Below are 13,770 nucleotides of genomic sequence, written 5' to 3'. Positions count from 1 at the left end.
TGTCGTCTGGAGCTCTTTGCCTCTAAAAACGGGCACACACATAACTGCTGACCGAGTCGCTGGCAGTAGGTTGGGGGCTGGAGGTACATTTCCTTTTCCCGCCGGGGATCTGGGCCAGCTCTTCGTTGGGAACAATCTTCAGTGTTGCTGAACTCCAGGGCATGACGGCGCAATCGGCGTGCTGCGTTTTTACGCCCTGCTCGAATCTCTTGAGCATAGGTTCGACCGCCGGTTTGAAACGGGCGGGAAAATCGCTGGGGTAGGAGAGCTCTCCGCTATAAGGCGTGTAAGCGAGTGCCTGGAGGCCCTCGGTACAAAGATCCGCTGGCAGATTGCTCTCATGGCGTTTAACGATGGACCAGTTTTTGACTGTGCTGCTGTAAGCGCCCTCGCAATGCTGGACGATTTCTACGAAGCAACGGGAGGGTGCCGAGGCCGAAGGCGGCTCAGGCTCGGAGGAGGGAGCAGACTTCGTGACCGGTGGTGCGTCGTTGTTTCCGGGCTGGTGAAAAAAGGCCCATAACCTGTCCGCTCGAAAGCCGGTTGCTTTGGCGAGCTCCCTGTCCGGCAGGATCGATATAAAGATGCCGGCGATCACCAGGGGAATCAGCGTTGTATAGAGCCCGATGGGAGAGGGGCGTCGGCGCCACCGACTTGCCGTTAGCAGCGTCAGCCAGATCGCCAGGAGAATTAATCCGATCGAGGGTAATAACCTGTTTTCTAGAGCCAGATCGGGAAAGGTAATACGCAGAGCCAAGTTAAATATCAGCACCAGAAGCGCGTAAAAAATAACGAGTTTGAAAATCGGTCCCACTCCACCCCAGGAGACCCCGGGCTTATCGCTGCTCCAGAATTTTTGCATGAATCCGGATGGGGCGTTTTCCCGCGCTTTCTCGACAGCTTGTGAAACCCCGTCTGAACTGCCCGCTCCCGATGTTGGTCCATTGTCGGCAACAGGGCTTTCGGTCGCGGGCTTTTCTGGCGCTGCCTGTTGAGCGGTTCGAGTATCTGCTTTTGTGCCAGCTGAATCTGTCGTATAAACGCCAACGACGGGCATCCCCTTGGGCAGAGCCGAACCCACAGCAACAGGACCCTCGGCGACGCTTCCCGTTAGCGGAGAGCGCATGATCACCTTGCGGCCAGCTGAGTCTTTAAATATATAAAGCTGGTCACCCTCGGAAATGTACTGCCCCGGTTCGAAGAAGCACTCTTCGACAACGATAGGAAAGTCCAGAGACTGTGGCGGTCTTGCGTGTTTCAGCTTGTCTGACATCAGGAGTGCCCGGGTTAGTCGCTACAAATTCAGCCGTTGCCTTCGATCTCTTCGCGGCGCTCTATCTGAAGTAGCTCTTTGTAGAGTTGGTAGTTTTCATCGGACAGTCCTTTTTCCAGAACAGGAGGGAATTTATCGGGCTGGCCTTCAACGGCGGGTTCGATCAGCTCCACCAAAAAATAATTCTGGTTGGCATCTAGCAGCAGGTTAAAAACGCGCGCTATCTCTGTGGCCAGTGGGGCAGACCAGTGCTCGACGAGCTGATCGGAAGATTCTCTGAGCAGGGTCAGCAGCTCGTTACTGCCGTTGCCTTCGATCTGGGAGATCGCTTTCAAGCTTTGCAGGTAGGATGCGTCGCTTTCCGGCTCCGACGCGTACCCTATATGCCGGCTAAACAAAAATATTAATATAATCAGATATTTATATATTGAATATTTTTTCATGCTGAGCGCTTAGTCTCGGTTAATAGCCGTTTGTAGGTGTCACTGTAGCTGGTGTTTATCTAGCCAGAGTGTATGCAGGGTGTAAAGGCGAAGGGCGGGATTTGCGTGTTTTAGGGCCTGCCGGGAGGATGGTATCAGCAGAGCCGAAAATTCCGGTAGGCCCAGCGGATCGAGCCCCCGGCGCGTGCAGTTTACCGGGGGCTGGCTTACTAAGCAGTTTAGACCTTGTAATGGGCCAACTGGCTGTCCAGCTTTTCTGCCAGTTTGGTCAGCGCATCGCAGGCATCGTAGGTGTGGGTGGAGTATTCGGCGCTGCGTTCGCCGGCTTCGCGGATACCTTCAACGTTACGGCTGACCTCTTCGGACACCTGTTGCTGCTGGCCCGAGGCGCTGGCGATCTCGGTGTTGGCAACGGCGATGCGATTCACCGCTTCCAGCACGCTGTTCAGCATATCACCGGCGGCACGGGCGCTGTTGGCGTTGTCGATGGCGCTGGCCTGGGTGGCGCTCATGCGTGAGGAAGCCGCTTCCGCGCCGTTCTGCAGACGTTCAACCATTTCGCGGATCTCCTCGGTGGAGGCCTGGGTCCGGGAGGCGAGTGAGCGCACTTCATCGGCGACCACCGCAAAGCCTCGGCCCTGCTCACCGGCTCGTGCTGCTTCGATGGCCGCATTAAGGGCCAGCAGGTTGGTCTGTTCGGCTACACCTCGAATCACCGCCAGCACGCCGCTGATATCGTGGGATGCGCTGGCCAGTTCATTGACCGCATCGCTGGATGCCTGAATCTCGTTGGCCTGTTTCTCAATATTGGCGATGGTCTGCAGCAGGCTGTCGCCGGCGTGACTGACCTCGGTATTGGCTGCGCGGGCGTGTTGCTCGGCGACCGCTGCGCCCTCGGTAACCGCCTCGGCGGACTGGCTCATCTCGTGGGTCGCAGCGGCAACCTGCTCCGTTTCGCGGCTCAGGGCGGTCACGGCCTCGCTGGACTGGCTGGCGATGCGGGAGAGGTTTTGCGCAGCGTGAGTGAGTTCGGTGGCAGCCTGGCGTGAGTCGCCAATGGTCTGTTGAATGCGCTGCAGCAGTTTGTTGAAGCCCTTGGCCATATGCCCGAATTCATCGTTGCCGGACTCGTTGAAGCGCATGGTCAGGTCGCCCTCGCCATCGGCCAGGTTATCGATCGCCTTGATGTAGTTATCCATCGGGCGGCCAACCATGCGGTGAACCAGCAGCGACAGAATCAGGATCAGCAACAGCCCGCCGCCGAGCACAAAGCCGATCTGCATCAGCGCTTCACTGCGGATCAGTCCACTGACTTCGGTGTTGGAGTAACCAAGAATCACGTCATAGCCCCAGGGGGCGTAGGGCACGACCTTGACCGTCCAGTCCGAGCCCGGGTTGGCGACAATGTTGTTCACCTGCTCAGCGCTCATATGATCGGAAGTGACTCGAATCTGGCCCTTGCCATCGCGCAGGGCGACAAAGCCCTTGTCCAGGATGCGGGCTCCGGCAACGGATGTCTCCAGCGCCTGAAGGTCGGCGGAGTAGCCCACGTACCAGATACCGATGGTGCCGTTGGCGCCTTCGATGGGAGCGTAGCCGGTGAGATAGGGCTGGCCGAGTATATCCACCTCGCCATAGTAGGCGCGGTTCTGTCGGATTGCCGCCATCGCTTTACCCTCGGGGGCGAGCAGTGTGCCTATAGCGCGCTTACCGTCCTTAACGACGTTGGTCGATACCCGGACAAAGTTATCGCCGTCGCGGCTGAACAGGGTGGCGGTGCCGCCCATGACATCGGTCAGCTGATCAACCAGGGTGAAGTTGTTGGCCTGAGGCTCGCCGCCCAGCAGAAGGTTGGGCACGCTGGTTCCGCCCACGCTGGTGCGGCTTCCCTGGCTGGCTTCACCTTTCGCCTTACCGCGCTGCATCAGCAGTTTCATGCTGCTCTGCACGCGCTCGGACATGATGCTGTTGGTGACATCCAGCAGGCGGATCGTTTCGTTGCTCAGCTGGTTGGTTTCGCTGTCGACCTGGGTTTGAATCTCGCCTGACTTTTTGCCGACGGCGAGGATCACACTGATCAGGCCAAAGACAATAACCGCGACGGAAAGGGAAAGGATGAACTTGCGTTGCAGTGACATAGCGCTCCCGCGGAACCAATAAACCACTTATTCAAAAAGTAAGAAGTGCGTCCAGCAAAGGTGCAATCAGATCCATGATCTAGAGCAAAAAATACGCTATTACGTGGCTTTTTGCTACTTAGGTCTAAGTGGTTTTTGTGAAAAGGGTCTTTTTTTAGAGACTTTTATTGTTGCTCTTAAACCATCTCTTATGGAGGCAGTGATCGTTTAGTCGAGGCTATGCCTTTCTCGCACCGTATCGATAACGGGGCTCGATGGCTCGTGGCTATCTGAGCGCAGCAATCCATCCCCTTTGGTGCAGCCGAGCATCGCAGGCTGAAAGAGAAACAAGGGAAAGGCTGTTTGAGCCGCGAAGCGGTGAGTTTCCTTTCCCGCTCTTTCAGACGAGAAGCGCAGGGAAGTCGGCGCAGCCGACCAAGCCTTAGGGGCGGTTTGGGATTGCAAAGGGACTTGTCCGCACAAGTCTCTTTGCTCGGCAGCAGCCGAAACCGGCCTCGAAAAGGAATTAGATACGGGTGGTCCAGGCATCCGTCGGCAGGTTTACCCAGGCTCCCTGCAAAGCCACCTGCTATGCAGGTGGATTTTTACTTGGTCGGGGCGGTCAGCGACCGTCTGGATTCGATGCTGGTCGCAATCTGCATGCGGGGTTCTGCGCTGGCGCTGCTGTGAAAGCGGCCCGCTCCGGCCGTGGGGGACGGAGCGGGACAGGGTCAGGCGGAGGCGCGAACAGCCTCAGCATTCAGCAGGGCGGTCCAGTCCTCTTCGATAATCTCGATCTTCTTCAGCCGGCAGAAGCGGCGTTCCTTATCGTTGGGCTCCGGGATAAACGCCCAACCGGCAGGCTGGTCGGCGGAGTAGATGATATCGCTCATGACCATACGCTCGGTATCGCGGGTGAAGCGCATCCCCAGGAACAGGTACTGCTTCTGCTGGCGATACTCCTTCAGGAAGGAAGGAATAGCGAACCCACCCATCAGTTCGGTGATGTAGTCGACAAAGTCGGCATCGGCGGCGATGTAGTTGGATTCCGGCTTGGGGGCGCCCAGTGGTTTGAACAGGATCGGCAGGCTGGCGTTGACCGCGCTCTGTTCAATCTCCTTATAGCTGCTGCCGTCGTAATGGAAAATCTTGAAACGGAAGTCGCTGGCCATGATCCGTGCTACCCCCATGATCAGGGTATGTTCGGTATCCGCGTAACTGTCGAGCAGCTGGGTATCGCGGTTTACATCGATCACGTAGTTGGGCTTCAGGTCTGCCAACCAGTCGTGCAGCTGGCCCCGGCTCCACTCTTTTTCGCCGTAGGTCTCGTTAAGGAAACGGGTGACGAAGCTGCGACCTTTCTTGTTCTCCATGCTCATGGCCGCGCGCGGGAATTCATACATCAGCCGCGGCGCCATCGGTTGACCGTTGTTCATCGCCAGAATAAGGCTGTCGCTGTCGGCAGGGATAGGGCTGCCGTCCACTTTGCTGGTGACATCCTTAAGGGCGCCGGCGCCGAGATAGGGGACGATCTTACCGCTCTGTATTCCTTCAATTAGCTCTTTATACATGGCAGGGCCTTTCATGTTGGGTTCGGACAATGGAGACCCGTCACTAGGTTCATCGGGCCATATGCACGAACTGCAATAGTTACGCCACGGATAAGTGTTTGATCTTAAAGAACTGAAAGGCGGGAAGGGGGAGGTGCGTTGGTAAAGATGTGGCTGATTGTCGCATTTTCGACAGAGGTATAAGCCCTGACAAAGCTAAGGGTTTTTTGTTGTTGTTACGACAGACAACCCCCTCTTTGTCGTGACATCGCTACGGCCAATTCAGTGATTGTAGATATAAACCCTTTGAAAAACAGGCGGATACTGCCTTGTGCCCGTTTTGGTACAGCTTTCGCAACGACTAGCGGGAAGTTACGAAGGCCGAGGCGACTCAGTAAATGGCTGTGAGTCTGGGCTCGGAAGCAATGTCCGAAACGAGGAGCAACACTATGGCAATGCGTCAATGTGCAATCTACGGAAAAGGCGGCATCGGTAAGTCTACCACTACTCAGAACCTGGTAGCTGCCCTGGCTGAAATGGGTAAAAAAGTCATGATCGTGGGTTGCGACCCGAAAGCTGACTCTACCCGTCTGATCCTGCACTCCAAAGCCCAGAACACCATCATGGAAATGGCTGCTGAAGCCGGCACCGTGGAAGATCTGGAACTTGAAGATGTACTGAAAACCGGTTACGGCGACATTAAGTGCGTCGAGTCCGGTGGTCCTGAGCCGGGTGTTGGTTGCGCCGGCCGCGGTGTAATCACCGCTATCAACTTCCTCGAAGAGGAAGGCGCCTACGAAGACGATCTCGACTTCGTTTTCTACGACGTACTGGGTGACGTTGTGTGCGGTGGCTTCGCTATGCCGATCCGCGAAAACAAAGCTCAGGAAATCTACATCGTATGCTCTGGCGAGATGATGGCTATGTACGCTGCCAACAACATCTCCAAGGGTATCGTGAAATACGCTAACTCCGGTGGCGTGCGCCTGGCTGGCCTGATCTGCAACAGCCGTCAGACTGACCGCGAAGATGAACTGATCATGGCTCTGGCTGAAAAGCTGGGCACCCAGATGATCCACTTCGTTCCGCGTGACAACGTCGTACAGCGCGCTGAAATCCGTCGTATGACCGTTATCGAATACGATCCGGCTGCTGCGCAGGCTGATGAGTACCGCACGCTGGCACAGAAAGTCGTAGACAACAAGCTGCTGGTTATCCCGACTCCTGTAACCATGGATGAGCTCGAAGCTCTGCTGATGGAATTCGGCATCATGGACGAGGAAGACGCCAGCATCATCGGTAAGACTGCGGCTGAAGAGTAATTCGGTCTGGTATTGCAAGTTGTCGGCAGGACGGGGGGCCTCCCGGTATTTCCGGGGGCTGCCCGCTCCGAGGACGAGCATGGGGCAGATTAGCCTCTGTTCGCAACCCAACATGTAAAGGAGACAGGTCATGTCTGTCATGTCACGTGAAGAGACCGATGCGCTCATCAATGAAGTGCTCGAAGTCTATCCTGCAAAAGCCAAGAAAGATCGCGCCAAGCACCTGGCTACCAACGATCAGTCTGTAGAACAGTCCAAGAAGTGCATCACTTCTAACAAGAAATCCCTGCCGGGTGTGATGACCATTCGTGGTTGCGCATACGCGGGTTCCAAGGGTGTGGTCTGGGGTCCTATCAAGGACATGATTCACATCTCTCACGGTCCGGTTGGCTGCGGTCAGTACTCCCGTAACGGCCGTCGTAACTACTACATCGGCACCACCGGCATCAACGCCTTCGTTACCATGAACTTCACCTCTGATTTCCAGGAGAAGGACATTGTATTCGGCGGCGATAAGAAGCTGGCCAAACTGCTGGAAGAAGTCGAAACCCTGTTCCCGCTGAACAAAGGTGTTTCCATCCAGTCCGAGTGCCCGATCGGTCTGATCGGTGACGACATCGAAGCCGTTGCCAAAAAAGCGACCAGAGACACCGGCAAGACCGTTGTTCCGGTTCGCTGTGAAGGCTTCCGTGGCGTGTCTCAGTCCCTGGGTCACCACATCGCGAACGACGCTGTTCGTGACTGGGCTCTGGACAAGCGTGACGACGACAACAGCTTTGAAACCACTCCGTACGACGTAGCGATCATCGGTGACTACAACATCGGTGGTGACGCCTGGTCTTCCCGCATCCTGCTGGAAGAGATGGGTCTGCGCGTTGTGGCTCAGTGGTCCGGTGACGGCACCATCGCCGAGATGGAGCTGACTCCGAAGGTCAAGCTGAACCTGGTTCACTGCTATCGCTCCATGAACTACATCTCTCGTCACATGGAAGAGAAGTACGGTATTCCCTGGGTTGAATACAACTTCTTCGGTCCGACCAAAACCGACGAGTCCCTGCGCAAAATCGCTTCCCACTTCGACGAGTCTATCCAGAAGAAAGCGGAAGAGGTTATCGCCAAGTACAAGCTCGAGTACCAGGCTGTTATCGACAAGTTCCGCCCGCGTCTCGAAGGCAAGCGCGTCATGCTGTACGTCGGCGGTCTGCGCCCGCGTCACGTGATCGGTGCCTATGAAGATCTGGGTATGGAAGTGGTTGGTACCGGCTACGAGTTCGCGCACAACGACGACTACGATCGCACCATCAAGGAAATGGGTAACGCTACCCTGCTTTACGATGATGTGACCGGCTACGAGTTCGAAGAGTTCGTTAAGAAAGTTAAGCCCGACCTGATCGGCTCTGGTATCAAAGAGAAATTCATCTTTCAGAAGATGGGTATCCCTTTCCGTCAGATGCACAGCTGGGACTACTCAGGCCCTTACCACGGTTACGACGGTTTCGCGATCTTCGCCCGTGATATGGACATGACCCTGAACAACCCCTGCTGGAAAAAGCTTCAGGCTCCCTGGAAAGCAGATGCGGCTGAAGATTCTGCCGTTGCTGCCAGCGCCTGAATTGGCTGAAAGGTTCGCGGCCTCTGGCCGTGAACCCCAACTACCCACTTTGACCCGTCAGTTCACAGATTAGTGGCGCGGGAGGAGAGATTGAAATGAGTCAGTCAGTTGACAATATCAAGCCGAGCTATCCGCTTTTCCTCGAAGACGAATACCAGGATATGCTGGCTAAAAAGCGCGATGATTTCGAAGAGAAACATCCGCAGGCCAAGATCGACGAAGTGTTCCAGTGGACGACCACTGAAGAATATCAGGAACTGAATTTCCAGCGCGAAGCGCTGACCGTGAACCCGGCGAAGGCCTGTCAGCCGCTCGGTTCTGTACTCTGCGCATTGGGTTTTGAAAAGACTCTGCCATACGTACACGGTTCCCAGGGTTGTGTCGCTTACTTCCGTACCTACTTCAACCGTCATTTTAAAGAGCCGGTATCCTGTGTATCCGACTCCATGACCGAAGATGCGGCAGTATTCGGTGGTCAGAAGAACATGTTCGACGGCCTGGAAAACGCCAAGGCGCTGTACAAGCCGGCAATGATCGCTGTTTCCACCACCTGTATGGCCGAGGTTATCGGTGACGACCTGAACGCCTTCATCGGCAACGCCAAGAAAGAAGGCCACATCGATCAGGACTACCCGGTTCCGTTCGCGCATACCCCGAGCTTCGTCGGCAGCCACACCACTGGCTGGGACAACATGTTCGAAGGTATCGCCCGTTACTTCACCCTGAACTTCATGGAAGACAAGGAAGTGGGTAAGAGCGGCAAGCTGAACCTGGTGCCGGGCTTCGAAACCTACCTGGGTAACTTCCGCGTCATGAAGCGCATGATGGCTGACATGGGTGTCGATGCGACCCTGCTGTCTGATCCTTCAGAAGTGCTTGATACTCCGGCTGATGGCCAGTTCCGCATGTATGAAGGCGGCACTACCATGGACGAAATCAAGGACGCGCCGAATGCTCTGAACACCATCATGCTGCAGCCCTGGCAGCTCGTGAAAACCGAGAAGTTCGTCAAGAACACCTGGAAACACGAAGTGCCGAAGCTGAAGATCCCGATGGGTCTGGAGTACACCGACGAGTTCCTGATGAAAGTCTCCGAAATCACCGGCAAGCCGGTGGGTGCTGCACTGGAGCTTGAGCGTGGCCGTCTGGTCGATATGATGACCGACTCCCACACCTGGCTGCACGGCAAGAAATTCGCCCTCTACGGTGATGCTGACTTCGTCATGGGCCTGACCAAGTTCCTGATGGAGCTGGGTGGTGAGCCGATCCACGTTCTCTGCCACCACGCCAACAAGCGCTGGAAGAAAGAGATGGAAGCGATCCTGGCTTCTTCTCCGTACGGTGCTGACAGCGAAGTTCATATCGGTAAAGACCTGTGGCACATGCGTTCCCTGTGCTTTACCAAGAAGCCGGACTTCCTGATCGGTAACTCATACGGTAAAGAGATCTCCCGTGACACCCTGTACAAGGGTAAAGAGTTCGAAGTACCGCTTATCCGTCTTGGATTCCCGATCTTCGACCGTCACCACCTGCATCGCCAGACTACCCTCGGCTACGAAGGCGCCATGCAGATGCTGACCACCATCGTCAACGCTGTCTTGGATCGTCTCGACGACGAAACGCGCGGCATGCAGACCACCGACTTCAACTACGACCTGGTTCGTTAATCGAAGCTGTCGAGTTGATCGGAATCGAACCGGGGCTGGTAAGCCCCGGTTCTTTCTCCGTCCAGAGTTTCTCCACCTAGAGGCTCTCCACCTACTAGAGGAACAGGCCATGCCAAACGTAATGATCCGCCAGAACGAAGGCAAAATGACCTTGTACGTTGCCAAGAAGGACCAGGAAGATGAGATCTCTTCCATCGAATTCACTTCAGATGACAGCTGGGGCGGCACCATCGAGCTGACCGACGGTACCCGCTACTACATCGATCCGCTGGATGCGCCCCCCAAGCTGCCGATTACCCTGCGCGCCAAGCGCGGTTAACCGAGGACAGTGCCATGGCAGATAAACTTTCCCCCGAAGTTGCTCTGCGTATCGGGCTTGCCGCCCGGGCGCTTCCCGATACAGACCCGAAACGCCTGATGACCGTGCTGGTCTCAGCGCTGGGTCTGCCGATCACACCGACCAAGCTGGGGCGGCTCAAAGTCGCCAAGCTCAAGGCCGCGGCCAATGAAGAGCTGGCCGAGATCGATAATGAACACCTCAAGGCGGCGCTGAACCTGCTCAAGGGTATCGGCGTTAACATGGAGGCCAGTGAAGAGTCACTGCCGCAAACCCAGGCCTACGCCGAGGGCGATATGCCGGGTTCTATCCGTATCGCCTGCGCCTCCAACCACGACACCCGCATCGACGGTCATTTCGGCTCCTGTGCGCGCTTTCTGGTCTATCAGGTGTCGGATTCAGAGGTGCGACTGATAGATATCCGCAGCGCCGGACAGACCCCGGATGAAGAGGATAAGAACATCTATCGCGCCGGTCTGATCGAAGACTGTCAGTTGCTCTACACCGTGTCGATTGGCGGACCCGCCGCGGCGAAAGTAGTGCGCGCCGGTTTGCATCCGGTGAAGCTGCCTAATGGTGGTGAGGCATCGGAACTTATGGAAGAGCTCAAAGCTGTTATCGGCACCAATCCGCCGCCCTGGCTGGCGAAAGTGATGGGTGTCGATGCCGAAGAGCGTATCCGTTTCCGCCAGGATGAGGAGGAGTTCGCATGATCACCGAAACGACTCTCAATGAAATCGCCGAGTTCGCAACATCCCAGGTGTTGTGTGAGACGCTGATCGCCGATCTGCGGATCAAATACCCCGATTACCATTTCACCTGGTGCTTTGAAGACGATATCGGCGCCACCGCCAAGCCCTGGAAAGAGTACGACAGCTTCAATCTCTATCTGGTGAACTCCAGTGACCACTGTTCAAAGCTCTCCAACGATGCGGAGAACGCGTCAGGCGTGGTGCTGGCGGAGGTGATTGCGGATGACGACTGAGCAGGACGGCGATCTGACCCCCGTTGCGGATTGCCGTTTTTGTCGCTTCAAGGCCGAGCTGCTGCTGACCGGCCGCTGTGTGCCCGGCGATGTCTGTATCGCCGCCCACAGCGGTCGCCAGATCGACCGTTTCCTGCGGGTAAATCCGCATCTTGCGATCTACTACCTGCAGGACTCCTTCTGGGAGCGTCGCGCCATCGCCGTTCGCTACGCACCGCTGGATGCGCTCGACAAGCTGATTCTGGATCCGGATGAAGCGGTGCGCCGCGCCGTGGCATACCGCCTGCCGCGTGAAAAACTGCTGGCCCTGGTTGATGACGACGACCGCGAAGTACGCATCACCGTCGCTGACCGCATTCCGGTAGAGCACCTGGAAAAGCTGGCCGAAGATCCAGATTATCTGGTGCGTGCCTATGTCACCCAGCGCCTGCCCCAGGGACGTTTATTCCGTATGATCCGTGACCCGGACCGGCAGGTGCGAAAACTGGTGGCGAGACGTCTGCCCGAGGTCAGTCTGGGGTTGATGATGCACGACCCCGAAGCGGAGATTCGCCGAATCGTTGCCGACAGGCTTGAAGGCGATGCGGTGGTGCCGATGCTCAAAGATGATGACTGGACCGTCAGGTTGGCAGCGGCCCTGGATGCGCCGCTGGAGGCACTGGAAGATCTACGTGATGACCCTGACCCTGAGGTCAGAGACCTGGTCAGCTCCAGGCTTGGCCCCAAAACCTGAAAGAGCCCGCTTGCCTGCGGGCTCTTTGCTGTTAGTTCTTTAAAAACTTCAAACCTGAAGGGGGAGAAGTGTCTGTTCAATCAATCCTGCTGTTTCGCCCGGATAAACAGCTCGCCAACCTGCAGATCCACTACCTCAACCAGCGTCCCCTTGGTCAGCGTTTCCTGACTGATCAGTTTCCAGTTGACCCCGGAGAAACGGTAAGTCGTCGGTTGTTGCAGCGAAGTATCCTCCGGCAGATAAAAGCTGTGTCCGATCAGGTCGCTTTTAACCGCTTTGTGGTCCGAGGCAGATGTGCGCTGAATGCGTTTGAAAATCGGCCAGAGAATCAGGCCGGTCACCACCGTAAAACCGGTGGTCGCAATCAGGGCCCACTGCCAGGTATCGGGAATCCAGCCGACATACATCGACAGCGAGGTGAGCAGCAGAGCGATCCCGGCGAACAGCAGTACCAGGGTGCTGACACCGAGCACCCAGACCTCTATCGCCAGCAGCGCGATACCCAGTACCGCCAGGGCTTCAATCAGGTAAGAGGCTAAAAACTCCATCAGGAACTCTTGTTGATCTGATTGATGATGGATGTCGCCTGGGCCACCAGCGAGCTGGCATCGGTGGCATTATCCGGCAGAATGACCATGGAGGATTCCTTGGCGATCGCATGTTTGGCTTCGATCGCCTTGGTGGCCAGATCCAGCTGGATCGCCTTCTGACCCTCTTCCGTGTTGGCCTGTTCACCCACGGTTTTCAGGGCCTGCGCCTGAGCATCGGCCACGGCTATGATCGCTTTCGCTTCACCTTCTGCATGCAGGACTTTCTCGGCCTTGTCGGCTTCGGCTGCGAGAACGATCGCCTGTTTCTGACCTTCGGCACGGTTGATCGCTGCCTGGCGGTCGCCTTCGGACTCGAGAATCTGAGCACGCTTCACTCGCTCCGCCTTCATCTGCGCCTCCATCGCTTCCATAACGGACTGGGGCGGAATGATGTCCTTGATCTCATAACGCAGTACCTGGATACCCCAAGGGCCCGCAGCCTCGTTGATCGAGGTGACGATATTGGTATTCAGCGCATCGCGCTCTTCGAAGGTTTTATCCAGCTCCATCTTGCCGAGCTCGGAACGCATGGTGGTCTGGGATAGCTGGGTCACCGCAAACACGTAGTCGTCCACGCCATAGGTGGCCTTGTAGGGGTCGAGCACGCGGAAGTAGAGCACGCCGTCAACGTGCAGCGAGATGTTGTCCTTGGTGATGGCTCCCTGCTGGGGTACGTCGACAGCCTGCTCTTTCAACGAACGGTCCGCCGCAACACGATCTATAAAGGGCAGCAGGAAGTTAAGGCCTGCCTCTTTGGTCGCCCGGTATTTGCCGAAACGCTCGATCATGAAAGCCCGGTTTTGTGGCACGAAAATGATCGATGACTTAAGCAGTATCAGGGCAAAGACCAGCAGCGCCACCGGTACCGTAAACAGGTTGTTCAGCAGAAACTCAACGATTTCCATCGGCAAATCCTTTTTATGGGTGAGGGGATACATCGGAGTGTACGGTGCCCGTCTGACCAATAAAAGAAATTCAGCACCTGGCGTGACGGGCGTCAGCTCTGGCTGGCGCTGGCAGAGGAGGGGGGATGCGTCGAACTGCCTGAGCCGGGAGACACGAGGATGACAGCGGGATGTCAGTAAGCGGAGATTGTGCTGCTGCTTTGTCGGCTTTGTAACATCGAAGGCCTACAAGACAC

The 13,770-nt window shown here is 56.4% G+C and carries 13 protein-coding genes; 7 read left to right on the top strand and 6 right to left on the bottom strand.

The window, feature by feature from the left end:
* Nucleotides 1–22 precede the first annotated feature (22 nt).
* The 4 genes from C4S72_RS09190 to C4S72_RS09175 all read right to left on the bottom strand — a co-directional run bounded on the left by C4S72_RS09190 (nucleotide 23) and on the right by C4S72_RS09175 (nucleotide 5,404).
* Nucleotides 23–1,273 carry a hypothetical protein gene (locus C4S72_RS09190; RefSeq protein ID WP_104002713.1) on the bottom strand — a complete coding sequence of 417 codons (1,251 nt, stop codon included), beginning with the start codon at nucleotides 1,271–1,273 and terminating at the stop codon, nucleotides 23–25.
* A 29-nt stretch (nucleotides 1,274–1,302) separates the two neighbouring features.
* Nucleotides 1,303–1,716 (bottom strand): hypothetical protein, encoded by a 414-nt coding sequence (locus tag C4S72_RS09185; protein WP_146071885.1) that lies wholly within the window; start codon nucleotides 1,714–1,716, stop codon nucleotides 1,303–1,305.
* A gap of 218 nt (nucleotides 1,717–1,934) precedes the next feature.
* The gene (locus C4S72_RS09180; RefSeq protein WP_104002711.1) at nucleotides 1,935–3,854 is read right to left on the bottom strand and encodes a methyl-accepting chemotaxis protein; all 1,920 of its coding nucleotides are present in this window, start codon (nucleotides 3,852–3,854) and stop codon (nucleotides 1,935–1,937) included.
* A gap of 710 nt (nucleotides 3,855–4,564) precedes the next feature.
* Nucleotides 4,565–5,404, bottom strand: coding sequence for an SIR2 family protein (locus C4S72_RS09175; RefSeq protein ID WP_104002710.1), 840 nt, complete (start codon nucleotides 5,402–5,404; stop codon nucleotides 4,565–4,567).
* Nucleotides 5,405–5,832: 428 nt separating this feature from the next.
* Between C4S72_RS09175 and nifH the strand changes: the two genes are divergently transcribed.
* From nifH to C4S72_RS09140, 7 genes are all read left to right on the top strand, one after another.
* Complete coding sequence (gene nifH / locus C4S72_RS09170; protein WP_104002709.1) at nucleotides 5,833–6,705, top strand: nitrogenase iron protein; 873 nt, start codon at nucleotides 5,833–5,835, stop codon at nucleotides 6,703–6,705.
* A 130-nt stretch (nucleotides 6,706–6,835) separates the two neighbouring features.
* A complete protein-coding gene (nifD, locus tag C4S72_RS09165; protein ID WP_104002708.1) occupies nucleotides 6,836–8,317 on the top strand; it encodes a nitrogenase molybdenum-iron protein alpha chain in 1,482 nt (493 codons plus the stop codon).
* A 95-nt stretch (nucleotides 8,318–8,412) separates the two neighbouring features.
* Nucleotides 8,413–9,984 (top strand): nitrogenase molybdenum-iron protein subunit beta, encoded by a 1,572-nt coding sequence (gene nifK / locus C4S72_RS09160; protein WP_104002707.1) that lies wholly within the window; start codon nucleotides 8,413–8,415, stop codon nucleotides 9,982–9,984.
* 109 nt (nucleotides 9,985–10,093) lie between these two features.
* Nucleotides 10,094–10,303, top strand: coding sequence for a putative nitrogen fixation protein NifT (gene nifT / locus C4S72_RS09155; protein WP_104002706.1), 210 nt, complete (start codon nucleotides 10,094–10,096; stop codon nucleotides 10,301–10,303).
* Between the two features lie 14 nt (nucleotides 10,304–10,317).
* Entirely contained in the window at nucleotides 10,318–11,034 is a 717-nt protein-coding gene (locus tag C4S72_RS09150; RefSeq protein WP_104002705.1) for a dinitrogenase iron-molybdenum cofactor biosynthesis protein, read from the top strand.
* On the top strand, nucleotides 11,031–11,306 hold the full coding sequence (locus C4S72_RS09145; protein ID WP_104002704.1) for a DUF6129 family protein: 276 nt from the start codon (nucleotides 11,031–11,033) through the stop codon (nucleotides 11,304–11,306). Before C4S72_RS09150 ends, C4S72_RS09145 begins: the two co-directional genes overlap by 4 nt.
* A complete protein-coding gene (locus C4S72_RS09140) occupies nucleotides 11,296–12,039 on the top strand; it encodes a 4Fe4S-binding leucine-rich repeat protein (RefSeq protein WP_104002703.1) in 744 nt (247 codons plus the stop codon). Before C4S72_RS09145 ends, C4S72_RS09140 begins: the two co-directional genes overlap by 11 nt.
* Before the next feature lie 80 nt (nucleotides 12,040–12,119).
* Here the strand turns inward: C4S72_RS09140 and C4S72_RS09135 are convergent, their stop codons facing one another.
* Both C4S72_RS09135 and C4S72_RS09130 read right to left on the bottom strand, forming a co-directional pair.
* On the bottom strand, nucleotides 12,120–12,587 hold the full coding sequence (locus C4S72_RS09135; protein ID WP_104002702.1) for an NfeD family protein: 468 nt from the start codon (nucleotides 12,585–12,587) through the stop codon (nucleotides 12,120–12,122).
* Nucleotides 12,587–13,534, bottom strand: a complete 948-nt coding sequence (locus C4S72_RS09130) for a slipin family protein (protein ID WP_104002701.1) — start codon at nucleotides 13,532–13,534, stop codon at nucleotides 12,587–12,589. Before C4S72_RS09130 ends, C4S72_RS09135 begins: the two co-directional genes overlap by 1 nt.
* Nucleotides 13,535–13,770 lie beyond the last annotated feature (236 nt).

Origin of the sequence: Marinobacterium lutimaris (assembly GCF_900108065.1) — a bacterium.
Taxonomy (GTDB): Bacteria; Pseudomonadota; Gammaproteobacteria; order Pseudomonadales; family Balneatricaceae; genus Marinobacterium_D; species Marinobacterium_D lutimaris.
Note: the sequence above shows the minus strand (reverse complement) of the source record. Positions and strands in the feature narration are given on the sequence as shown.